Genomic DNA, 22,359 nt, shown 5'->3' with positions numbered 1-22,359 from the left:
ATCAGGCGCGGATCCGGGCGATCCTGATCCTCACTTGTGCAAGATCAGGATCGATGCGTGACCCATAACTGGCTCACCCCGCTGACCCGCTCCTTCTCCATCCGCGGGGCGCGCCCGCTGCGGCTGGACACCCTCGCCGACGCCACGCGCTTTCTCGGCCAGCTTTCGCGCAGATCGCGCAATGACCGGGTCGACGTGGCCATCGGCATGCTGTCGGTCGCCGCCATCATGGGCGACAGGGAGTGCGTCCGCGTGGCCACGGAACAGCTGGAGACCCTGCTGCGGGCGGAAGGGCTTCTGGCAGTGCCCGCATCGCCGGGCGACTGAAGCAAGTCCCGCAGACGCGGGTGCGGTTCAGCGAAAGGAATTGCAAGAAACCAGCAACCTGAAGAGGTTTCGCGCTTCAGGCAAGCGCGGGAAAGCTCCGGAGCCCGTCCGGCCCTGTTGCCTGACGACCCAGGTCGCAGGACGTTCTCGATCGGAAAGTTGGACTCGATCGGAAAGCTGGAGGCCGTATGCCGGCAAAGGTGCATCGCGGCAGGGGCGCGAGAGAAAGCCGCCCCGCGGAAAGGAGATGCACAGAGAGAAAAGAGGTGCTGCGAAAAAGAGCGCGGGGGCGATACGCAGCCCCCGAATGGCTATAGCCGATCCCTCCCCGCCTCAGGCGGCGGTCCGCAGTTTCTGGATCAGCTTTCGTTCATCCCCGGATCAGCAGGATCACGCGTCCGAAAACAGCTGGCTGGACAGCAGGGCCGCTTCGGTGCGGTTCTTGGCCCGCAGCTTCTTCATGATGTTGCGCACATGAACCTTAACCGTGCTCTCGCACATGTTCAGCTCATAGGCGATCAGCTTGTTGGGCATGCCCTTGCGCAGGGCGCGGGCCACCAGCAGCTGCCGGGCGGACAGGCCGAGGGTGGCCTCGACCACCTGCGTGGAGCGCCCGCCCCCGTTCGCGGCCATGGCCATGAGGCTGGTGGCCGGCACATAGACCCCACCCGCAATGACCAGTTGCAGGATCTGCACCACCACCTCCAGCGACAGGCTGGTGGGGATGTAGCCGCCGGCCCCGGCGGCAAGCGCCTTCAGGATACGGTCGGGATCCTCCCGTTCAGACATCAGTGCGAACGGCACGGACGGCGTGCAGGACCGCAGGACGGCAATGTCCCGCTCGACCGGCGAGGCCTTCGCATCGCCCGCTTCCGCCGCCGCCGTGCACAGCAGAACCATGCTGGCGATCGAGCGTTCGCGGCTTTCCTGCCAGTCGCTGACACGCGGATAGACCTTGAAGACGCTCTCGCCGTCGTGCGCCTGGAGGGCCGCCAGAAGGCACTGCCCCGTCAGGGTGCGCGGCTCGATGACCGCAATGAAGGGAGAGCGCAATACACGCAACTGGAACTCGGTATGTCCCGAGGCGATATCGCCTCCAGAAATGTCGCCTACCTTGGACAACCGTACGGCATCCACAATCGAATCAATACGAGCTTCCATCGACTTCCCCCGCCAAATGAACGCCAGCTGAACAGATTATAGCTCAGTTGCATCGAACCGCCACACACCCAAAAGACGTATCCTGCCAGTAAGTCGGCAAGAAACCGATGGGCTGCTGATTGGAACAAACACGATACGCAACACACAAATTCAGAATAACGCTGCCATTTTTGTAAGTCATATTTTTATGAGGGACTGCGAACACAATGCATCCCCGAGAATTCTTCCAACTCTCTTCAAAGAGAGTCGAAATTTATCCGCGATACCGTACTTTACCTTACGATATACAATATATTCAGCGCGGCAGTTCCGCGACAAAATACATGCTTGACTATAATAAGGTTGCTGCATCGCGACATTGCGGGCCATGGATACAACCAAGATGCCGCATATCTCAGCAACGCTCGTAGATGTCCTCAAGGCGAACGATGTCGTCCTCGGCGAGATACGTGCCGGACTGCACTTCGATGAGGTCAAGCGGCACCTTTCCCGGGTTCTCCAGGCGATGCACTGCGCCAAGCGGGATGAATATTGACTCATTTTCCCGCAACAGAATTTCGTCATTATCTCGCCGCACCAGCGCCGTACCGCGCACCACCACCCAATGTTCGGCGCGGTGGTAGTGCCGCTGCAGGGACAGCTTGCCGCCGGGGTTCACCGTGATACGCTTCACCTGGAAGCGGTCCCCCGTCTCGATGGACTGGTAGCTCCCCCACGGCCGCCGCACCTTCGGTGTCTGCGAGGCCGCCACGTGCCCTCTGGCGCTCAGCGCCGTCACCAGCGCCTTCACCTCCTGGTCGCGATGCTTGGGCATCACCAGAACCGCATCCGGCGTGGCGACGACGATCAGGTTTTCCACCCCGACGACGCTCACGAGAGGCCCGTCGCTGCGCACATAGCAGCCGCTGGTATCCTGCGCGAGGACATCGCCGTGCAGCACCGTGCCCCGGTCGTCCTTGCCCGCAGCCCCCCAGATGGCCGACCAGCTGCCCAGATCCGCCCAGTCGAAGCGCGCCGGCACCAGCGCCGCCAGATCGGTCTTCTCGATCACCGCCACATCGAAGGCCACCGAAGGGCAGGCGGCGAACGCCGCCAGGGCGAGCCGGCTGAAGCCGCTGCCATCGGAGGAGCCATCGAGCGCGGCAAGACAGGCCGCCAGCACGTCCGGCGCCAAGCGCTCCAGCTCCTTCAGCAGCGTGGCGGCGGTGGCGATCACGATACCGCAGTTCCAGTAATAGGTGCCCTGCTCCACATAGCCCCGCGCCGTTGCCGCATCGGGCTTTTCCACGAAGCAGGTGATGGGCAGGCAGCCATCCGCCGTGGGGGCGTCGGTGCAGCCGATATAGCCATACCCCTCCACCGGCTCCGTGGCCGGCACGCCGAACAGGACGATCCGGCCCGCCTTCGCGCCCTCCACGCCGCGCTCCACGCAGTCGTGGAAGGCGGCGGTGTCCTTGATCAGGTGATCGGCAGGCATCAGCAGCAGCACCGCCTCGGGATCGCGGCAGGCCAGGTGCAGCGCCGCCACCGCCACCGCCGCAGCCGTATTGCGGCCCACAGGCTCGCTGATGATATGCGCATCATTGCAACCGATGGCGCGCAGCTGCTCGGCGATCACGAAGCGATGCTCGTCGCTGGTGACGATGGTCAGCGGCTCGAAAAGGGTACGATCCCCTACCCGTTCGGCTGCCGCCTGCAACAGGCTGCCCTCGCCGAACAGGGACAGCAGATGCTTGGGATAGGCCTGCCGCGACAGCGGCCAGAGCCGCGATCCGCTGCCTCCGGAAAGAACGACGGGGAAGAGTCCGGACGTCCGCGTGGCCATGAGCTGCCTCCAAAAGTGCAGGTGCACCGGGCGCGGCCTCATCCCGCGCTCTCGTCCCTGGACTGGATCGATACTAGGAACACTCCCCCGCCGCCCTTCCGGCTCTTTCGGTCCGCCGGATGGTCCAAAGAGCGGTGCCGGCCCGCCCCGGCTCCGTCCAACGAACAGAAGCGCGCCTCACCCCCCTCCACATCCGCGCTCAAGCTCGTCCGGCCTGCGCCGATCGGCGCGGTCGCGGCGCGAATTCCACCCGTTTCGGCGCATGCGAGCGCTCAAACGGCGTAGGGCATGGTGCCGGATCGGTGCCGATCGCCTCATTCCGAGCCGTCGATCCGCCTCTCCATTGGGGTGGGAGCCCCCTACCCTCCTTCGGCTATGGCGCTTGCCCCTCAGGGCCATTTGGGCGGCAGGATTCCTCTCCTAGGGTCCAGCGTCGCACCCATGCACGAGCTGCTTTGCCTGGCCGTCGCATGCATCCCCCCTAGCGCCATGTGATGGTCGGGGCGAAGGACGGGCTGCTCGGCAGGACTGGAGCGACGATGCGCCCCCTCGGCACCGGGGATGCGCATAAAGAAGCCGGTGCCGGCGAGCCGTGCTCCCCCGAGCACGGCTCGTTGCCGGCGGACAACGCTCTCCGCTCCTCACGATTTGGCCCGCTGCTCACGAGATCGTCCCATGTTCCTGTCTCTTCAGGTGCCGTCCAGCCGTTCCACTCACGCCGCGCCCGGCGGCCCGCCAAGAGATCCGCGTCTAGACCCGCGTCTGGATCCGCGCCTCGATCCACGCCCCGTGGCCGGCGCGCGCGGCCAGTATCTGAGCCTGTCGGAGATCGCCGGCTTCCTGCGCCGCTACGCGCGCACCATCCTTCTGCCCATCGTGATCGGCGTGGTGGGGGCCTGGCTCTATACCAAGACCGTCACCCCCGTCTTCACCGCCCGTGCGCAGCTGATCATCGACCCGCGCATCCCCGAGCAGCTGCGCAGCCAGACCGGCGACACCGTGCTGGCGCTCGATACCGCACAGGTGGAAAGCCAGCTCGCCGTGCTGCGGTCCGAGCGCATCGCCGGCATCGTCATCGACGAACTGAACCTGCGCTCCGCCGACGACTTCCAGCCCCGCCCCTCCTTCTTCTCACGCCTGCTGGGCAAGAAGGACCCCGAGCCGGCGGCACCCGACGACCCCAACGCGACCCGGCTCATCGTGGACCTGTTCGCCTCCCGCCTCGACGTGCGGCGCGCGGGCATGTCCTATGCCATTGACCTGTCGTTCAGTTCTCCCGATGCCGCGCATGCCGCCGAGATCGCCAACGCCACCGCCAATGCCTTCATCCGCGACCAGCTGGAATCGCGCTCGCAGGCCGCGCGGGTTGGCGGCGACTGGCTCGAGCGCCGGACGCTGGAGCTGCGCACCCAGATGAACACCGCCGCGCAGGCGGTGCAGGAATTCCGCGCCGGCCACGACTATCGGCTCACCCGCAACAAGGACGACAACCCCAGCGCGCCGGTCTATCGCAACACGCTGGAAGAGCTGGAGACCACCGCGCAGATCTACAAGCGGCTCTACGAGAGCTTCCTGCAGGGCTATACGGAATCCGTGCAGCGGCAGTCCTTCCCGGTCTCGGATGCCCGCATCCTCACCCTGGCGACGCCGCCGCTCGGCAAGAGCGCGCCGCGCACCACGCTGATCGTGGCGCTGGCCGGCCTGCTGGGCGCGCTGTCCGGCTTCGGCACCGCGCTGGTGCGCCATCATCTCGACCGCTCCGTGCGCTCGGCCCGGCAGATCCGCGATGCGGTGGGGCTGGAATGCCTCGGCACCCTGCCCGCCATCCGCCCCACCGACCGCCCCCGCCGCAGGCATCTCGCCCTGACGCCGCCCATGCGCCCGCTGGCGTTCGCGCGGCGGCTGCGCATGCTGCGCCGGCGCCATTATCCGGAAACCAGCGCGCCCTATTTCGACGAGGTGCTCAAGCCGTCCGCCGTGGAGTTCCGCACCGGCCTGATGGGCATCAAGGCGCTGATCGAGATGGCGGGGCGCAGCACGCCCATCCATTGCTTCGGCGTCACCTCGGTGCGGAGCGGCGAGGGCCGCAGCACGCTGGCGAGCAACCTCGCCACCCTGTTCGCCGCCTCCGGCCAGCGCACGCTGGTCATCGACACCGACGGCCGCACCGGCGCCCTGACCGCCAAGATCGCCCCCGGCACCACCATCGGCCTGCCGCAGGTGCTGGACGGCTCGGTGGCCCTGTCCGCCGCGGTCAAGCCGGTGGCGCGCGATTGCGTGGATCTGCTGCCGGGAGCCGGGAGTACCTCGGCGCTGGCGTGGGACAGCCTGATGAATGCGGACGTGATGCACCTGCTGGTGCTGGAGGCGCTGCAGAATTACGACATGGTGATCGTGGACATGCCCGCCCTCCTGCCCATGAACGGCGCGGTGGGCCTCGCCGCGCTGCTGGACGGGGTGGTGCTGGCGGTGGAGAGCGGCGGGGTGCCGCAGGAACAGCTGGAAGAGGCGGTCCACTGGCTCAGCCTGTCGCGGGCCAATGTTCTTGGCGCGGTGCTCACCAAGGCCTGAGGGCCCGGCGCCGGAAGAGGGGGCGCGGCGCGTGGGCCTGCCTCCCGTGTCGCTCTTTTGCGAGCCGCCTCGCCTGCCCCCTCCCAACCCTCCCCCGCAAGCGGGAGAGGGCTTTCCCGCTCCGATTGGCTCACGAGCCGCAGCGACAAGCGCAACAGGCCCCCTCCCCCGCTTGCGGGGAAGGGCGGGCCAATATTCCTGGCGCGGTGCTCACCAAGGCCTGAGGGTCCGGCGCCGGGAGAGGGCGCGCGGCGCGTGGGCCTGCCTCCCGTGTCGCTCTTTTGCGATCCGCCTCGCCTGCCCCCTCCCGCCCCTCCCCGCAAGCGGGAGAGGGCTTTCCCCGCTTCGATCGCTTACGAGCCGCAACGACAAGCGCAGCAGGCCCCCTCTCCCGCTTGCGGGGGAGGGTTGGGGAGGGGGAAGGACGCGCTGCCCGGAACCATCGCAGCCCCTTCCAAACCGCCCCCCTCAGCAAAACGCCCTGCCCGGCCGAGCCGGACAGGGCGTTTCCTTGAACCTTCCCCACCCCGCGCGTCAGCGCGTGCGGATCGCCTGCTGCGCCTCCTTGAGGAGCGCCGCCGATCCGCCGGGGTCCGGCGCCGGCAGGGGCAGATCCACCTTCAGCGTATCGCCCGCTTCCAGAGGCGTGCCCTCGTTGGCCTCGATCTCCCGCGTCTTGCCCGCTTCCGTGCGCACCACCAGATAGACCGGCCGCAGCCGCGCCCCCCGGATGCGATCGGCCAGCATGCGCGGCGCCAGCACCTCCGCTTCATAGAGCAGGTCCGTGCTGGTGGCGGTCTTCTGCTCGATCTGCTCCAGGCGCGCCTGCGTCTCGCGCATCTCGACGCTGAGGTCGTTGGCGCGCTTGTTGCGCAGCTCGATGATCGCCATGTCGGTCTTGGCGCTTTCCTGCCGCACGCGCAGCAGCTCGGTCTCCAGCCGCAGCCGGTCGCCCTGGATCTGCGCGACGCCGCGCTCCAGTGCCAGCTGGCGCGGGGCGATGGCGAAGCCCTTCTCCACCAGCGTGGAGACGCTCTGCAATTCCCTGTTCACCAGTTCCAGCTGGGTGTCCTGCGTGACCAGTTGCGCCTTGAGGGCCTCGGCTTCCTTTTCGAGGAACTTCTTCAGCTCCGCCAGGGTCTCGGTCTGGGCCTTGAAGGCCTCGTTGCGGGCCTTGAAGATGAGCCGCTCCTGCTGCATCAGCAGGATGATGGCCCGATCCCCGCCGCGCCGGGCCAGGTCGTCGGGAAAGCTGATCTCCGGCGTTGTCTCCAGCTCGGCCTGCAGGCGGGCCCGCCGGGCCAGCGCCATGTCCCGCTCCTGCCGCAGCAGGTTGATCTCGCCCTCATTGGCGATCACCTCCTTGCCCAGCCGCATCAGCCCGGCGTCGGACGGGCGCAGGATGCCGCCGGCGATGGCCGTGGCCTGCAGCACGGTCAGGCCCGGCCGGAAGGCGTAGGGGCCGGGCTTCGTCACTTCGCCCGCCACATAGAAGGGGCGGAACTCCACCACCTCCACCGAGGCATCGGGCGGCACGGTGAGCCCCATCCGGTCACGCATCTGCGCGCCGATGGTGCTGGCCACCTCGGAGGCCAGAAGACCGGCCACCGGCACCTCGCCGATCAGCGGAATGGCGAGGTTGCCCTCGGCGCCCACGGTGAACTCGCCGCGCAGCGCCTCCCATTCGAACACCTGATCCTGCGTGGCGCGCCATTCGTGCACCCGCAGGCGGATGCGGTCCTGCGGGCCCAGCCGATAGCCGTCCTCCGCGGCGAGGACGGGGGCGGCGGTGGCGCAGGCGAGCGCGAGCGCCGCCAGCGCCGTGCCTGCCCGGCCGCGCCGGAGGGATGCGAAAAGCGTCTTCATGAACATGCGCCTCCTGCGCCATGCGCAACGGGTGAAGGACAGAACGGCCGTCAGAGCTTCAGGATGTATTCCGGCTCGATGCGGCCGATGAGCAGGTGCGTGGCGCCGAGCAGATTGCCCCGCAGGCGTCCGCGCCGGTCCACATGGGGCTCGGGCCGGATGCTCCGGATCAGGTTCGACAGCACGTTGCGGGCGATGAGCCCGGAGGCGAAGCGCACCGGCATGGTGCCCTTGCGCGCCAGATAGATGGGATTGACGATCTGCGAATAGCCGAACCGCACCCCGCTGACGCGCCCGCTCTTGAAGCCGAGATGGACGCCCACGAGATGCGCCAGCCGCATGATGCGGCCGTGCCCGCGCAGCTGGCTGGTGAAGTCGATGTCCTCCTGCCAGCCGTAGAGCACGAGGCGCTCGTCGAACCGCCGCGGCCCGATGAGCGCCGCGCGGATCGACATGTTGCAGCCATAGGCGCCGGGATGCTCCACCGGCGGATGGTCGAGCGGCGGGCCACGCTCGGCCCGGCGCAGGATGGCGCAGCCCTGATCGAAGGTGAGGCCGGCATCGCGCGCGCCGTCATGCAGCACGTTGCCCATGAGCACCGCATAGTCCGGCTGCGCCTCGAACGCCCGCACCGCCTCGAGGATGTAGTCGTCCGCCGGGATGAAGTCGTCGTCGAAGAAGGTGATGACGTCGAAACGCCCCTCCACCAGCGCCAGCGCCCGGTTGCGCTGGGCACACAGGCCGCGCGCGCCATAGACATGGGTCAGCCGGTAGGTCTCCGGCTGATAGCAGGGCACATGGCTGGCATCCGGCGCGGTGACGATGACTTCGTCCGGCGGGCGACGCTGGCCCTCCAGATGCATCAGCAGGCGATGCAGGATTTCCTTCCGGCCGAATGACGGAATGATGAGCACGAGCTTCATGGGAAAGACCATTGTGTTGGCTCTGCCGGATCGACCCCATCGACCGGCGCCGACGTCATCCTAGGGGGGCCGGCTCACCCATCGCTCTGGCCAAAAGGCGAGACCCACGGCGAGATCGGCTAGGGCACCACACGCACCGCGCCGAAAGACGTATGTCGCCCATAGGCGGGCGTATCGTCATTGGGCGCCACCACGCCGTCGGCTGCCGCCATGGCCTCCAGATAGGCGTGCGCCGACCGGCGCCAGGAGAAGCGCAGCGCCCGCTCACGGCCACGCCTCACCAGCTCGGCGCGCAGGTGGGGATCGTTCCGCAGCCGCAGGAACTGGCGGAACCACAGGTCCGGATCATCAGGCGCGGCATAGAGCACCGCGCGCCCGCACAGTTCCGGCAAGGCGCCACTGTCGGACACCACCGCCGGGCAGCCCCGCGCCATGGCTTCCAGCGGCGGCAGGCCGAACCCCTCGGTGATGGAGGGAAAGGCAAGGCACAGCGACCCCTCCAGCAGCGCCGCCAGCGCGTTGTCGCCGAGCCGGCCCAGACGGAGAATGTTGGGCGCCGCTCCCGCGCCGTCACTGCGGAACACGTTCGGATCCGCATGCCCCACCAGCGCGATCCGCAGCCCCTCCTGCGCCAGCCGGCCGGCGAGGCCCAGCACGAGCCCCACATTCTTGTGCGGCGCCTGACTGCCGATGATCACGATGGTGTCCGGCCCCGCCACGGCCTGCGTGGCCGGCGTATGCACGGGGGTCCAGCGGCGGGTGTGCTCATGCCCATTGTAGGCGACCATGAGCTTCGCGCGCGCCGTCACCCCGTGCCCGACGAGCTGATCGGCGGAATAGTCCGATACGGTGGCCACCTTCACCGCCGTGCGGCCGAGGGCGGGAATGAGGGTGCGATGCAGGAGGCGGAACGCCGCCGAATAGCTCTGCGGCACGATGCGCGTATTGGCATCGTGAATGCACAATATGTGCCTGCGGGCCATCAGCGGGCCTGAATTCGAAAGGCTCAGCACGCCGCCGCGCACCTGCCGGGCCAGCACCGTCTGCTCCCACACATGCCCGCGCGCGCCGCCCGCCACGCGCACCTCCATGGCCTTCAGCGCCAGCTCGCCGGCGGCCTCGGGCGTTGGCACCACCAGCTCCATGCCGAGGCCGCAGGCCAGAGGATCGCCTTCGGCCAGGAGCTCATCGAGCGCCAGCACGATCTCGCGCGCATAGCGCTGCACGCCGGTGACGGGCTGGGTGAGAAAGCGCCCGTTGATGGTCCAGTGCCGTGTCATCGCCGCATCCCCGCAGCTGAGGTGATCCCACCGGCATAAGGGCAGATCGGCAGGGCGGATCGGCGCGAAGGGCCGCCGCGCCCTGTTCAAACGAGCGCCCGTGCCGGACCGGACGTCGCCCTTACGCCTTTCTGCGCGCAATCACCGCCCAATGGCGGATGGACGCGCACCGCTGCGCCGCAGCGGCGCACGCCGGGCCGCGCCATCATCGGCTTCCCGCCCCTTTCCTCCTGCCCCCCAGAGACGACTGACATGGATTCCTGTGCCGGCTTCATCCGCGCCCCCCTGTTTCAGCAGGACGCCCCCTCTGCCGGCCGCGACCATGCGGCACCCGTTCTCACAAGGCGCTGGACCATCAATGGCGACTTCCTCGGCCTGAAGCCCACGGGGGTGGCCCGCTATGCCCGCGAGGTGACGCTGGCGCTCGATGCCCTCGTGAGCGCGCGCCATCCCCTGACGCAGGGCCTCGAACTGACGGTGGTGGCGCCGCGCGCGCCGGAGGACGGCTTCGCGCTGGGCGCCATCCCCGTCAAGGTCGTGCCGGAATTCCGCACCCCGCGCCTGCCGCAGGTGTGGGTGCAGCTGCAACTGCCCTTCCATGTGAAGGGCGGGCTTCTCAGCTTCTGCAATCTGGCGCCGCTGGCCGCGCCGAGGCAGATCCTCTGCATCCACGACATGCAGACCCGGCTGACGCCGGAGAGCTACGGCTTCGGCTTCCGGCTCGCCCACCGCCTGCTGCTGCCGCTGCTGGGGCGGCGGGCGGCGGCGATCACCACCGTATCCTGCATGTCGGCGGAGCAGATCGTCCGCTTCCGGGTCGCGGAGCCGGGCAAGATCAGCATCACCCACAATGGCAGCGACCATGCGCGGCGCTGGCAGCCGGAGCATGCCACCGCGCGGTTTCCACAGGAACGGCCCTTCGTGCTGGCCCTCGCCCGTGATCAGGCGCACAAGAATATGGAGCTGCTGCACGCGCTGGCGGCCCCGCTCGATGCGCTGGGCATCGACCTCGTACTGGCCGGCGCGGATGGCCCGGGCGCCTTTTCCCGCCTCGGCCCCATGCCCGAAAATGTGCACTTCCTCACGCACATCACCGATGACGATCTGGCCGCCGGCCTGTCGCAGGCGCTGGCCTTCCTGCTGCCTTCGCGTACGGAGGGCTTCGGCTTGCCGGCGGTGGAGGCCATGGTGTGGGGCTGCCCGGTGATCGCCGCCGACGCCCCCGCTCTGCCGCAGATCTGCGGCGAAGCGGCCGATTATGCCGGCCCCGATGCGGTGGAGGACTGGATCGCCGCCATCACCCGCCTCATGGATGATCCGGAGCATCGGCAGAGGCAGATCGCCGCCGGTCACGGACGCGCACGCCTCTTCACCTGGCCGCTGATCGCCGAGCAGTATCTGCGCCTGATGGCGGATCTCGACGGCGCTCCCTAGGAGGGATCGACATTCAACACTCAACCGCACTGAAGCAGTAGATCGTCATGCCCGGGCTTGTCCCGGGCATCCACGCCGGGCCGATAGTGCAAACCTCTGAAGGCTGTTCCTGGCCGCTGGGCGTGGATGGCCGGGACAAGCCCGGCCATGACGGTTCCTCTGCTGCATAAAGGCCAGCTTTGAATGTCGATCCGCCCTAAAGCGTTTCCCTGTTTCATGGAAACAACGAAACGCTCCAACTCGTTGATAGAGAACGGGAACGGCTGATCCTCAGGTCAGCACCACCGGCCGCGCCCCGACCGCCGGCAGACCGTGCGCGGGCGCCGGCGCGGCGGTGAGCACATCCCGGCAGGCCAGAACCGTGGCCAGCGCCACGAAGAACAGCAGCCCCGGATCCGCCGCCCCGCCGGCAATGGTGGAGGTGAGGAGCGAGGTGGCCGCCGCCGCCCGCACCGCGTCATGCAGCGCGATGGTGTCGCGGTCGGAGGCATCCCACGCCGCCCGGTTGCCCGCCCACATCAGGGCCAGCACGATGCGCCCCATCAGCAGCGTGCCCACGATACCGAGCTGGGACAGCACCGCAATCACCCAGTTGGACGAGCGCGAGCTGCCGAGCCCGATGCCGAGTCCGGATGTGTCGAGCACCGATTGCAGGCTGCGCTGGTTCCAGAACGCCCGCTCCACGCCGGAGGCGGAGTTGGACTTGTCGAGGATGGTGGTCTTGAACAATTGCTCGAAAGCCTGCAGGGCGTTCTTGTCCCACACCAGCACCGCCAGCACCACGGTAATGCCCACCACCACCAGCCCCCCCAGCAGCAGATAGGGCCGCGCGATCCGCCCCCGCGCCAGATCTCCCACCACGGCAAGCCCGGCCACCAGAGTCAGGCAGGTCAGCCCCGCATAGGCGGTGGTGGAGGTGGAGAGCGCGATGAGCGTCAGCAGGCCCAGCGAGAGGATGGCGGCGAAGCGCGAGCCCGTCCGCGTCCAGTAGAGGAAGGAGAAGGCCAGCGCCGCCAGCGCCGAGCCGCCGAAGGCCGAAGCCTCGGAATAAAGCCCGGCGATGCGGAAGAAGCCGCCATGCTCCGTATCCGTCAGCATGGCGAAGGTGGCGGTGCGGATGGGCAGGAAGATGTCGCCCGCCCCCACGAACTTGGAGCCGAGATCGGCAAATCCCGTGACGACGATCACGGTGGTCCAGGCGAAGAAGCCGTTGCGCACCGCCTTGAGCAGGCCGGGCTTGGCGAGGGCGATGCCGAGCGCCATGAAGGTGAAGATGCCGAGACAGAAATAGGCCGTCTGGGTGATGTTGCCCGCCACCGCCTGCAGAGGCACCTCCACGATCAGCCCCTGCTCGCGGTCGGAGACGAAGGCGCCTGTGCGCCCGGCGAACAGGCGCGGCATGAGCATGGCACCCGCCACCGCATAGACCGCCAGCCCAAGGGGGAACCACGCCACCGGGTGACGGGTGAACAGGGTGCACAGCTCCTCCCAGAGGTGGCGGCGCAGCAGCAGGGAGCCCACCAGCACCACGGCGAACACCATGTAGATGAGCGGCGAGGAGCCGCCCACCGCCCCCAGCGTCGCCACCGCCGTCGAGCCGAAGGCCAGCGACAGGATCAGCCCGACGATCAGCGGCGCGCCGAGCATCCAGCCCGTCAGCAGCAGGCCGCCGCACACCGCAAGGCCGATCAGGGAGGGTTGCATGGGTCGGGGTTCCTCTGGGTGGCTGACTGGGGCGTGCGGAGTGGCCTTCCGTCCCAGGACCGTCGCATCACAAGGCGGGACGGGACCGCTCGTGTGCACCTCAACAACCGATCGTCTCGTCCCGCCTCTCAACACACCAGCAAGGAACATCTGCTTTGATGCGGCCTGCCGTCCGCCCATTCCCTGCTGAAGAGAGATTGCCAGTGTCGTGGTTTTTCCTCGTGGTCGCCGGGCTTGGGCTCGGTCTCGTGTTCCGCGTGCCCGCCGTTCTGGCTCTCGGCACCGGCCTGTTCGTGGCCAGCGTCGCCGCGCAGCTCTATCACGGGACATCGTGGGGAACCGCGCTTCTGTCCGCCGTCGTCTATCTCGTGGTGCTGGAGGTCGCCTATCTCGTCGGCCTCCTGCTGCGCCCGCTCCTGTACCGCATCCTGCCCGGCCGAGCGGACAGGCCCTGACCGCCCGGTCAGGACGTGCGGTCGAACCGCATCACGGCCGGAACCGTCTTCAGCAGGATGACGATATCGCGCCGGAGCGACCAGTTGCGCACATAGGCGCTGTCGAGCGACACCCGGTCCGCATAGGAGAGCGCGCTGCGGCCGCTCACCTGCCACGGTCCGGTAAGGCCGGGCCGGGCCGCCAGATAATCCTGCGCCTGCGCGCCATAGAGCGCCAGCTCATCGGCGATGACGGGGCGCGGGCCGACGCAGCTCATCTCGCCCCGGAGCACATTGAGGAGTTGCGGCAGTTCGTCGATGCTCGATCCGCGCAGCACCTTTCCCAAGGCCGTCACGCGCGGATCCTTCTTCAGCTTGCGCGTCTCCAGCCATTCCTGCGCCGCCTCCGGGCTGTCGGCGAGATAGGCGAGAAGCGCCTGCTCGGCGTCCGGCCGCATGGTGCGGAATTTCAGGCAGCGGAAGGTGCGGCCGTTGAGGCCCACGCGGGCATGGCCGAACAGCACCGGCCCCCGTGTCGTGAGCTTGATGAGGAGCGCCACCGCCAGCATGAGCGGCGCCAGCATGATCAGCGCCGTCAGCGCCACCGGCAGGTCGAGGGCGCGCTTGGCGAGGCCGCCGGTGCAGCGCGGCCGCCCGAGCGGCAGCCCCGCCAGCGGATGGTTCGCGGCGACGGCGGGCTCCGTCGGCCAGAGCGCGGGGGAAGGCGAGTCGATCTCAGCGGGAAGGGTCATTGTGGCATCCGGTCCTGAGGCGCGTCCGGCTTCGACTGCTGTGCAATCCAGGCCGCGAGACGGTCTCCATCGAAGTTTGAGCGGCGGATTCACGGATCGGATCGATGGCGTCCGACCCGATCCGGCGCACGGTGACACCGGCACGAAGGATGGCCGCACCGCCGCGGCGACATTGCCGCGATGATGCAGGGAAGAGGGCTGGCGGAGGGTTGTGCGGAGGGTTGTGCACGTGCTCATCGCACGCCCCGCTCATCGCACGCCCCGCCGGAGCTCCGGCCGGTGCCTCCCCTCGCCTCGTTGCGGGAGGGGGCGGGATTGCGCTGCGCCCTACCGCAGAACCAACTTCACCGGCTGCATTTTCGGCAGCGCGCAACCAGAGGAAAAGGCGCCAAAGGGCGTAGTCGAAGATGACTTGAGTTACCGCCCCTGCCCCTCTTGGATAAATCGCATGCCCTGCGGATGCCGATTCGCCCAATTGCGCGTTTGCCGGCGCGTTTCCCTTACGCCTCAGGGGCGTAACCGAGCGGGCGCTCAGCGCAGCTCGCCGGTCTTGTCGGCGATGACTTCCTTCACCGCGTGGTAGGCGGCCTTGGGCCTGTCCACAGCCCAGCCCTTGGGCGGGTTGGCGCGCAGGTTCACCAGCCCCATGTAGGCCTCGTAGCTGGGCTGCCAGTAGGGCTCGTCCAACAGCTCATAGATGTGCGCGGCCTCGATATTGTAGGTCTTCGCCATCTGGCGCAGCCGGAGCATGGCCATCTTCAACCCCACGGCCTGTTCACGCTCGCTCTTCTGGCTGCCCAGCGGGTGGTTGAACTCGGTGATCCAGATCGGCCTGCCATAGCGCGCCAGCACCTTGAAGGACTCTTCCGGGTCTCCTTCATAGAGGTGCCAGACCGTGATCTCCCACCCGACGCCATCCTTCTGGATGCGCTCGAAGAAGCCCAGATGCCCCCAGCCCGCGGTGCCGATGGCGCGCCGCACGGTGGGGCTGGCCGCCCGCGCCCCTTCCGAGAGGCCGCGCAGCAGCGCCAGCACCTTCACATAGCGCGGGCCGTAATAGTCGAGCACGCCCACGCCGCCGGCGATCCCCCACTGACAGGGATATTTGGTGCCGTCGTCGCGCATCTCGCAGGGGCGGATGAGGGAGAAGATCTCCGTCTCGTTGCCCAGCTCCCACACCGACACCTGGTCCTTGAGGGCGCTGATGAAATGATGGGCGAGTTCATAGCCCTTGGCATAAAGCTCGTCCGTGGTCTGCTTCTGGAGGTCCACCTGCGGGATGAGGACGGGCAGGATCTCGATGCCCCGCGTCTTTCCGGCCTCGACGATCTTGCGCAGGCGCTCAAGCTGGTCCGGCCGGTAGGTGTCCACGCGATAGGAGCGCATGCCCAGCGATTGCAGCAGGTCGAGCTGGGCCTCGATGCTGATGCCGCTGTAGGACACCAGCGGATGTCCGTTCGCCCCCCAGATGAAATCGGCCCGCGCCGTCCCCGGCGCGCCGAACAGCAAAAGGGCCGACAGCAATGCTGCCGCGGCCCAGCCTGAAAGAATGGATCTGAACATGTGCCTCACCCCTGGTGATACGGCGCGCCCGGGTGGCGCGCCCCGGCACCATGCAGCGGAATGACGGAAGGCAAGGCGGGGCGAAAGGAGCGCCGGGGGCGCCATTCGGCGTGCCCCACCCCCGATCCGCGTGCCATTCGGCGCGCTCTCATCCAAGCTGGCAGCGATCGGGCGCGGCCATCCCCAAAGAGCTTTTCCGCCATTCGGCGTGCCCCTCACCCAAAGAAGGAGGCGAGCCGGGGAAGCATGGTCGAATTGGTACGGGGGCCGCCCTTCCGGACCGGCAGCATGCGGCCCGTACCGGCGCACAGTGCGCTGGCCATCGCAGGGAGAGCAACCGCAACGGCGCTGCGGTGCGTGCCCGTCCGTATCTCGCCATTGCCGCACCCACGCCGGGAGGCCCCCGATGAAGATCGCATTCGTCCATGAGTGGCTCATCACCTATGCCGGCGCCGAAAAGGTGCTGGAGGCGATGTTGCAGGAGTTTCCCGAGGCGGAGCTTTATTGCCTCGTCGATTTCCTCGGCCCCGAGGAACGGGCCAAGCTGGGCGGCCGCCGCCCGCCCACCACCTTCATGCAGAAGATCCCGTTCGTGCGGAAGATCTACCGTTACCTGCTGCTGATGATGCCCATCGCCATCGAGCAGCACGATCTGTCCAAGTTCGACATCGTGATCTCCAATTGCCATTCCATCGGCAAGGGGGTCATCACCGGCCCTGATCAGCTGCACATCTGCTACTGCTACTCGCCCATGCGCTATGCCTGGGATCTGCAGAACCAGTATCTGAAGGAATCCGGCTTCTCGCGCGGCCTGACCGGCATGATGGCGCGCCTCGTGTTCCACCTCATGCGGGTCTGGGACGTGCGCACCGCCTCCGGCGTGGACCACTTCATCGCCTGCTCCAACTATATCGCGCGGCGCGTCGACAAGGCCTACCGGCGCTCGTCCACCGTCATCTATCCCAACGTGGACGTGGACGGCTTTGTGCCCGGCAATGAGCGGGGCGACTTCTACCTCACCTCCTCGCGCATGGTGCCCTACAAGAAGATGCATCTGGTGGTCGAGGCCTTCACCAAAATGCCCGACAAGCGCCTGGTGGTGATCGGCGACGGCCCGCAGTTCAAGCGCATCAAGGCCATGGCCACGCCGAACATCGAAATCCTCGGCTATCAGCCGTTCCAGGTGCTGCGCGATCACATGCAGCGCGCCAAGGCCTTCATTTTCGCCGCCGAGGAGGATTTCGGCATCACCCCGCTGGAGGCGCAGGCCTGCGGCACCCCCGTCCTGGCCTTCGGCCGGGGCGGTGCCTACGAGACGGTGGTGCACGGCGTGACCGGCCTGCATTTCGACGAGCAGAACGCCGAGGCCATCGTGGATGTGGTCGGCCAGTTCGAGGCCATGCCGGCGGATACGTTCGACCCCGCGCGCATCCGCGCCCATGCCCAGCTTTTCTCCACGCAGAATTTCCGCCGCAACTTCCGGGCCTTCATCGAGAAGGCCTGGGCCGCGCACAAACTGCGCCTCACCGGCCCCATGGCCGCCCCGCTGGTCCCCCCGCTCGCAAGCGGACAGGACAATGAGCGCGGCGCGCCCCTTTCCATGCCCCGCCGCAGCTATCTGCGGGACTGAGCAGCCGATTTTTATCCAGCATCATAACGTGCACGATTGGAGAAAAGCGTGAAAACGGCACTGATCACCGGCATCACTGGCCAGGATGGCGCGTATCTGGCGCAGCTCCTGCTCCACAAGGGGTACAAGGTCTACGCCACCTACCGGCGGTCCAGCTCCTCGAGCTTCTGGCGCCTGCACTATCTCGGCCTGATCGGCCACGAGCGGCTCGAACTGGTGGAGCACGACCTTCTGGACCCCGGCAGCGCGGTGCGGCTGCTGGAAGCCTGCCGGCCGTCCGAGGTCTATAATCTGGCCGCCCAGACCTTCGTGGGCGTCTCGTTCGAGCAACCCTCGCTCACCTCGCAGGTGACGGGCCTTGCCGTGCTGAACATGCTGGAAGCCATCCGCATCGTGGATCCGGACATCCGCTTCTATCAGGCCTCCTCCGCCGAGATGTTCGGCAAGGCGCAGGAGGTGCCGCAGACCGAGGATACGCCCTTCTATCCGCGCAGCCCCTATGGCGTGGCCAAGCTCTATGCCCACTGGATGACCATCAACTACCGGGAATCCTACAATATTTTCGGCGGCATCGGGATCCTGTTCAATCATGAATCCCCGCTGCGCGGCGACGATTTCGTGACCCGCAAGATCACCTCGGGCGTCGCCCGCCTCAGTCTCGGCGACAAGGAGCCGCTGCGCCTCGGCAATCTCTCCGCCTATCGCGACTGGGGCTTTGCGGGCGACTATGTGGAAGGCATCTGGGCCATCCTGCAGGCGGACAAGCCCGACACCTTCGTGCTGGCCACCAATGTCACCACCAGCGTGCGCGAGTTCGCCACCAAGTCGTTCGCGGCGGCCGGCATGGGCATCGAATGGCATGGCGAGGGCGCGCACGAGCGCGGCACCTGCGCCAAGACCGGCCGCCCCCTCGTGGTGGTGGACAGGCGCTTCTACCGGCCGGCGGAAGTGGACTTCCTGCTCGGCAATCCGGCCAAGGCCGGGCGCATCCTGAACTGGCGGCCGCGCACATCGCTGGACGATCTCTGCCGCATGATGGTGGCCGCCGATCTCAACCGGGCCAGCCTTTCCACCGCCTTTTCCAGCGCCGCGTCCTCGGCCGCACCGGAGCCGGAGCGGGCCATCGTGCATCAGCTTTCCGCCAGCTAGCGGCCGGCACCGGCCGGACCGCATCGAAATCCGGCCGGAAACACTCCTTTTATCAATGGAGTAGAGACTGATTGATCGATCAGTTCATTTCATCCGCATCGGATCTGGTTCCCGGCGGGCGATGCCGACAGCCGCAGAGCCATATCCAAAATGGGATATGTCAGGGCGAAACGGTCGTGGAACACTGTTCCATGGACTCAACAGATTTCCAGGGGTGAAGTCATGGGTCGTACGAAGATTCGCGCCGCCCAGGAGCAGTTGGGCTGCATGTGGGGCCTGGGACGCCCCTTGCGATTGTCGGAGATGGGACGCGCCCTGCGGCTTGGGGGCCGTGACCCGGGGCAGACCGTTGTGCGCTGGGCCACCAATGGCGGCCCCAGCGGGCCGGCGGCCGTTGCCCTGGAGATGATGCTGGCCGGCGCTCCGCCGCCGGATCCGCTCTCGGTCATCGTGCGCACGAAGACGTCCCAGCAGGCCCCCCTGCAACCCGACATCAAGCCGGAGAAGTGCAAAACCTGACCCCGGCACCGATCGGCTAAAGCCCTGCTGCGGATGGAACGCGGCAGGGACCGCCGGGGCGGGGACGATGCCGGGGCATGCGAACCGTGCGAGATCCATCGCCGGTGGGCTCCACCATGCACGCCCCGCCGTCGGGCCATTCACCCGCCTTCCCGGCTGGCGTGCGCCAGCCGACGCGACAGACGCGCGAACATGGAGTCCAGCCGGGCCAGATTATCGGCCCTCCCGACCCTGAAAATGCGCTCGTTGGCGAGAAAAACCGCAAGGATCGTGTTCTCTGCGCGGGACAGCAGGCGGCTCTCGTCTCCACCATCATCAAGTGTGCTTTTGATCAGATCGACGGCAAACCGGGCGGCAATGTTCTTATCATTGTCTTCTGGAGACATACCCTGTTCCCACCATCGCCAAGGGTTGATACGTGGATACAACCATCAGGTCGAATCACGATTGCATCAAATCAAATTTGGCTATCCTGAATTGCAACCGCCACGCAACTGCAATAACCCATGTTAAGTTGTGCAATATTTTCGCATTATATAATTGTGTTATTTTGAGCCATTTCTTGTAGTGTGCTACCGATGAAAGCCACCCCTGAATACCGGAAGGCGGCTAACATCCCCCAAATCGACGACATACACCGCTTGCGATCTCATTGCTGGAGCGCGCCCCGCGGTGCCGCTCGTCGCTCGCGCAGCCACAGGGCCGGCACGTAAAAAAATCCCTCAGATGTCGGGGAACCGGGAGGGCGGCGGCGCGTTGTGCCGCTGGACCAGCCTCTGGTCCAAGGCCTGGCCTCCTGCGAGTCAAAGGTAAATGCTACCTCTCGTGACATCATCAGCCTGCACCCACGCACCTGCGCTCTTATCGCGAGCGTAATCATGGCCCCGAGCGCGGTATCCCCATCCAGCCTCCGCTTCGTTTCCCGCACAGTCCACGGCTGAATGCCTGACCTTGTCTTGCCCGTCCCTCGGGCCAGACGCAAAGCTGAAATTCGGGGCGCGATATACATGCGCCCACCTGCATTGTTTGAAGATTTCAGGAGCACGCCCCATGGAGGATCAGTCCATCCAGAAACCGGCCGCCCGCGTGCGGGCCGTGCTTATCCTGCTGGCCGTCACCTTGCTCCTGCCGATCGTGCTGGCGGGCGTCGGCCTGTGGGAGCGCGAGCGCGTGGCCGCCTCGCTCGCCGATGCCGTGGCCCAGCGCGAGCGGATGGCCGGCATGCTGGCGCAGATGCAGGCGCAGCAGAAGCCCGGCGGCGGCTTCGACATGACCCTGCGCTTCCGGCGCGGCGACCAGACCTATGTGGGTGCGCTCGCCATCGCGGAGGCCCGCAAGACGCTCGATTATCTGGATGAGAACGTCCAGCTGCATCAGGTCCGCACCTATCTGCCGCCCGTCACCATCGTCAGCGCGGGCGTGCTGATCCTGCTCTCGGCGCTGGTGATGGCCACCGCCTTCCTGCTCGGTCGCGCCGGGCGCGCCTCGCGCGATGCGCTTGTGTCCGGCTTCAACTTCTCCCGCGCCATGCTGCGGCCCGCCCTTCTGTTGCAGGTGCTGCTCGCCTCGGCCGCCATCATCGCCATCATCGCCTTCGAGGCGCTGGGCTTCCTGCGCTGGGGCCTGAGTTCCGCCAACGGCGCCAAGCTGTTCGGGGCCGGCGTGGTGATCATCGCCATTGCCGCCTGGACCGCCTTCAAGGCCGTGGTGGGCCTCAGGCGTGCGGTGCAATTGTTCGAGCCCGATCCCATGCCCATCACCGGCCACGCCGTCACCCGCGCCGAGGCGCCGGGCCTGTGGGGGCTGGTGGATGACCTTGCCGGCCGCCTCGGCGCGCTGAAGCCGGACAATGTGGTGGTGGGCATCGACGGCGGCTTCTTCGTCTCCTCCGGCGACAAGGTGCTGCGGCCCGACGGCACGCAGATCTCCGGCAACACGCTCTACCTTCCCCTGCCCTATCTGGCCTTGCTGCGCGCGGACGAGGTGGCCACCATCATCGGCCACGAGCTTGGCCACTTTTCCGGCGGCGACACCCAATACAGCCTGCGCTTCGTGCCGCTCTATGCCGGCGTCACCCGCTCGCTGGAGGCGGTGGCCACCGCCGGCATGGGCGGCGACGGGCGGATGTCGCCCCTCGTCTATCCGGCCTTCCAGCTTGGTGTGTTCGTGCTCAACCAGTTTGACGGCGCGGTGCTGCACTGGAGCCGCAAGCGCGAGTTCGAGGCCGACGCGGCCGGCGCCCGCGTCACCTCCAATGACGCCGGCGCCCGCGCCCTCCTGCGCACGCTGGCGGTGGGGCCGCGCATCACCGAGGTGCTGCAGGCCGCCTATGACGATCCAAAGGGCACGCCGCCGGACCTCGTGGCGGTCACGGTGGAGCATGTGACGGCGCGCGGGGCGGATGATCCCACGCCCCATCTCGGCCAGCGCCAGCCGCACCCCACCGACACCCATCCGCCCACCGCGCAGCGCATCGCGGCGCTCGGCCGGGAGGTGACGCCCGCCGCCATCGCGGAGGCCACCGCCCCGCCCGCGCCGGATGCGCTCGCCCGCCTCGCCGCCTATTTCGCGGCGCCCGAGGCGCTGGCCCGCACCGCCACCGCCCGCTTCCTCGGCACCCTCCGGCAGGATCTCGACGCCCATCGCGACGCCTTGCAGGCGGTGGCCGACGAGGTGCGCGTGGAGCCGCTACCGCTGTATGAGAACAGCCGGGTGGGCGCGATCTTCCTGTTCGTGTTCGGCGGCCTGTTCATCGCCGCCGGCCTGTCGCTGGCGATCGTCGGGCAGGTGCCGGGCACCTCGGCCTCGCAGACCCTCCTGATTGCCGCGCTTGGCGCCGGGCTGGGCCTGATCTTCGCCCTCGCCGGCATTCCGCTGCTGATGCGCGGCAAGAAACCGTTCCTGATCCTCGAGCGGGACGCGCTGGTGCATCCCGGCCTCGACCGCCCCATTCCATGGGCTGAGATGAGCGGGCTCGGCTATCAGAACGACAAGGGCAATCTGGTGATCCTGGTGGAGATCGCGCCCGACGCGCCGTTCCCGGCCAAGGTGAAGGGGGCGCGGCGCATCAAGCTGAATGCGAAGAAGCGGCTGATCACCATCAGGGCGATCCCGCCGCGCGTGCTGAAGCTTCAGGGCGCGGTGGACGTGATCGACTCCTACGCCCGCGCCGCCCAGGCCCGCCGCGTGCTGGCGGAGGACCACCGCTTGAGTGCGTGAGG

17 protein-coding genes are annotated in these 22,359 nt (G+C 67.5%); 8 read left to right on the top strand and 9 right to left on the bottom strand.

Translation table 11 applies throughout. The features are described from left to right. The first annotated feature begins 57 nt into the window (after positions 1 to 57). Complete coding sequence (locus IEW24_RS06050) at positions 58 to 327, top strand: hypothetical protein (protein ID WP_188576342.1); 270 nt, start codon at positions 58 to 60, stop codon at positions 325 to 327. A 390-nt stretch (positions 328 to 717) separates the two neighbouring features. Here the strand turns inward: IEW24_RS06050 and IEW24_RS06045 are convergent, their stop codons facing one another. Together IEW24_RS06045 and IEW24_RS06040 are read right to left on the bottom strand one after the other, a co-directional pair. Next, the gene (locus tag IEW24_RS06045) at positions 718 to 1,449 is read right to left on the bottom strand and encodes a LuxR C-terminal-related transcriptional regulator (RefSeq protein WP_188576341.1); all 732 of its coding nucleotides are present in this window, start codon (positions 1,447 to 1,449) and stop codon (positions 718 to 720) included. Positions 1,450 to 1,882: 433 nt separating this feature from the next. Further along, a complete protein-coding gene (locus tag IEW24_RS06040; RefSeq protein WP_188576340.1) occupies positions 1,883 to 3,313 on the bottom strand; it encodes a mannose-1-phosphate guanylyltransferase/mannose-6-phosphate isomerase in 1,431 nt (476 codons plus the stop codon). A gap of 675 nt (positions 3,314 to 3,988) precedes the next feature. On the opposite strand from IEW24_RS06040, the gene IEW24_RS06035 reads away from it, so the two are divergent. Next, a complete protein-coding gene (locus tag IEW24_RS06035; protein WP_188576339.1) occupies positions 3,989 to 5,884 on the top strand; it encodes a GNVR domain-containing protein in 1,896 nt (631 codons plus the stop codon). Between the two features lie 534 nt (positions 5,885 to 6,418). Here the strand turns inward: IEW24_RS06035 and IEW24_RS06030 are convergent. The 3 genes from IEW24_RS06030 to IEW24_RS06020 all read right to left on the bottom strand — a co-directional run bounded on the left by IEW24_RS06030 (position 6,419) and on the right by IEW24_RS06020 (position 9,953). Next, the gene (locus tag IEW24_RS06030; protein ID WP_188576338.1) at positions 6,419 to 7,750 is read right to left on the bottom strand and encodes a polysaccharide biosynthesis/export family protein; all 1,332 of its coding nucleotides are present in this window, start codon (positions 7,748 to 7,750) and stop codon (positions 6,419 to 6,421) included. Positions 7,751 to 7,800: 50 nt separating this feature from the next. Continuing rightward, entirely contained in the window at positions 7,801 to 8,673 is an 873-nt protein-coding gene (locus IEW24_RS06025; RefSeq protein ID WP_188577411.1) for a glycosyltransferase family 2 protein, read from the bottom strand. Positions 8,674 to 8,792: 119 nt separating this feature from the next. Then, complete coding sequence (locus IEW24_RS06020; RefSeq protein WP_188576337.1) at positions 8,793 to 9,953, bottom strand: glycosyltransferase family 4 protein; 1,161 nt, start codon at positions 9,951 to 9,953, stop codon at positions 8,793 to 8,795. Positions 9,954 to 10,205: 252 nt separating this feature from the next. On the opposite strand from IEW24_RS06020, the gene IEW24_RS06015 reads away from it, so the two are divergent. Further along, positions 10,206 to 11,387, top strand: a complete 1,182-nt coding sequence (locus IEW24_RS06015) for a glycosyltransferase family 4 protein (protein ID WP_188576336.1) — start codon at positions 10,206 to 10,208, stop codon at positions 11,385 to 11,387. Between the two features lie 270 nt (positions 11,388 to 11,657). On the opposite strand, the gene IEW24_RS06010 is transcribed toward IEW24_RS06015, so the two are convergent. Continuing rightward, entirely contained in the window at positions 11,658 to 13,091 is a 1,434-nt protein-coding gene (locus tag IEW24_RS06010) for a hypothetical protein (protein WP_188576325.1), read from the bottom strand. Positions 13,092 to 13,294: 203 nt separating this feature from the next. Between IEW24_RS06010 and IEW24_RS06005 the strand changes: the two genes are divergently transcribed. Then, entirely contained in the window at positions 13,295 to 13,546 is a 252-nt protein-coding gene (locus IEW24_RS06005; protein ID WP_188576323.1) for a hypothetical protein, read from the top strand. 8 nt (positions 13,547 to 13,554) lie between these two features. Here the strand turns inward: IEW24_RS06005 and IEW24_RS06000 are convergent, their stop codons facing one another. After that, complete coding sequence (locus IEW24_RS06000; RefSeq protein WP_188576321.1) at positions 13,555 to 14,277, bottom strand: sugar transferase; 723 nt, start codon at positions 14,275 to 14,277, stop codon at positions 13,555 to 13,557. A gap of 531 nt (positions 14,278 to 14,808) precedes the next feature. After that, the gene (locus IEW24_RS05995; protein ID WP_188576320.1) at positions 14,809 to 15,840 is read right to left on the bottom strand and encodes a glycoside hydrolase 5 family protein; all 1,032 of its coding nucleotides are present in this window, start codon (positions 15,838 to 15,840) and stop codon (positions 14,809 to 14,811) included. A 406-nt stretch (positions 15,841 to 16,246) separates the two neighbouring features. Here IEW24_RS05995 and IEW24_RS05990 point away from each other — a divergent pair, with 406 nt between their 5' ends. From IEW24_RS05990 to IEW24_RS05980, 3 genes are all read left to right on the top strand, one after another. Continuing rightward, positions 16,247 to 17,470: a glycosyltransferase family 4 protein gene (locus tag IEW24_RS05990; RefSeq protein WP_188576318.1), complete on the top strand. Its 1,224-nt coding sequence runs from the start codon at positions 16,247 to 16,249 to the stop codon at positions 17,468 to 17,470. A gap of 48 nt (positions 17,471 to 17,518) precedes the next feature. Beyond that, the gene (gmd, locus tag IEW24_RS05985; protein ID WP_188576316.1) at positions 17,519 to 18,619 is read left to right on the top strand and encodes a GDP-mannose 4,6-dehydratase; all 1,101 of its coding nucleotides are present in this window, start codon (positions 17,519 to 17,521) and stop codon (positions 18,617 to 18,619) included. Between the two features lie 222 nt (positions 18,620 to 18,841). Continuing rightward, positions 18,842 to 19,138 (top strand): hypothetical protein, encoded by a 297-nt coding sequence (locus tag IEW24_RS05980; RefSeq protein WP_188576314.1) that lies wholly within the window; start codon positions 18,842 to 18,844, stop codon positions 19,136 to 19,138. A gap of 140 nt (positions 19,139 to 19,278) precedes the next feature. On the opposite strand, the gene IEW24_RS05975 is transcribed toward IEW24_RS05980, so the two are convergent. Continuing rightward, on the bottom strand, positions 19,279 to 19,524 hold the full coding sequence (locus IEW24_RS05975) for a hypothetical protein (protein WP_188576312.1): 246 nt from the start codon (positions 19,522 to 19,524) through the stop codon (positions 19,279 to 19,281). Between the two features lie 664 nt (positions 19,525 to 20,188). Here IEW24_RS05975 and IEW24_RS05970 point away from each other — a divergent pair. After that, on the top strand, positions 20,189 to 22,357 hold the full coding sequence (locus IEW24_RS05970; protein ID WP_188576310.1) for a M48 family metalloprotease: 2,169 nt from the start codon (positions 20,189 to 20,191) through the stop codon (positions 22,355 to 22,357). Positions 22,358 to 22,359 lie beyond the last annotated feature (2 nt).

Origin of the sequence: Azorhizobium oxalatiphilum (assembly GCF_014635325.1) — a bacterium.
Taxonomy (GTDB): domain Bacteria; phylum Pseudomonadota; class Alphaproteobacteria; order Rhizobiales; family Xanthobacteraceae; genus Azorhizobium; species Azorhizobium oxalatiphilum.
Note: the sequence above shows the minus strand (reverse complement) of the source record. Positions and strands in the feature narration are given on the sequence as shown.

Coding starts and splice junctions, on each gene's coding strand:
- IEW24_RS05995 (WP_188576320.1), bottom strand. CDS start 15,840: ATGTTCAGATCCATTCTTTCAGGCTGGGCCGCGGCAGCATTGCTGTCG.
- IEW24_RS06015 (WP_188576336.1), top strand. CDS start 10,206: ATGGATTCCTGTGCCGGCTTCATCCGCGCCCCCCTGTTTCAGCAGGAC.
- IEW24_RS06025 (WP_188577411.1), bottom strand. CDS start 8,673: ATGAAGCTCGTGCTCATCATTCCGTCATTCGGCCGGAAGGAAATCCTG.
- IEW24_RS06040 (WP_188576340.1), bottom strand. CDS start 3,313: ATGGCCACGCGGACGTCCGGACTCTTCCCCGTCGTTCTTTCCGGAGGC.
- IEW24_RS06035 (WP_188576339.1), top strand. CDS start 3,989: ATGTTCCTGTCTCTTCAGGTGCCGTCCAGCCGTTCCACTCACGCCGCG.
- IEW24_RS06010 (WP_188576325.1), bottom strand. CDS start 13,091: ATGCAACCCTCCCTGATCGGCCTTGCGGTGTGCGGCGGCCTGCTGCTG.
- IEW24_RS06030 (WP_188576338.1), bottom strand. CDS start 7,750: ATGAAGACGCTTTTCGCATCCCTCCGGCGCGGCCGGGCAGGCACGGCG.
- IEW24_RS06000 (WP_188576321.1), bottom strand. CDS start 14,277: ATGACCCTTCCCGCTGAGATCGACTCGCCTTCCCCCGCGCTCTGGCCG.
- IEW24_RS05990 (WP_188576318.1), top strand. CDS start 16,247: ATGAAGATCGCATTCGTCCATGAGTGGCTCATCACCTATGCCGGCGCC.
- IEW24_RS06020 (WP_188576337.1), bottom strand. CDS start 9,953: ATGACACGGCACTGGACCATCAACGGGCGCTTTCTCACCCAGCCCGTC.
- IEW24_RS05980 (WP_188576314.1), top strand. CDS start 18,842: ATGGGTCGTACGAAGATTCGCGCCGCCCAGGAGCAGTTGGGCTGCATG.
- IEW24_RS05970 (WP_188576310.1), top strand. CDS start 20,189: ATGGAGGATCAGTCCATCCAGAAACCGGCCGCCCGCGTGCGGGCCGTG.
- IEW24_RS05975 (WP_188576312.1), bottom strand. CDS start 19,524: ATGTCTCCAGAAGACAATGATAAGAACATTGCCGCCCGGTTTGCCGTC.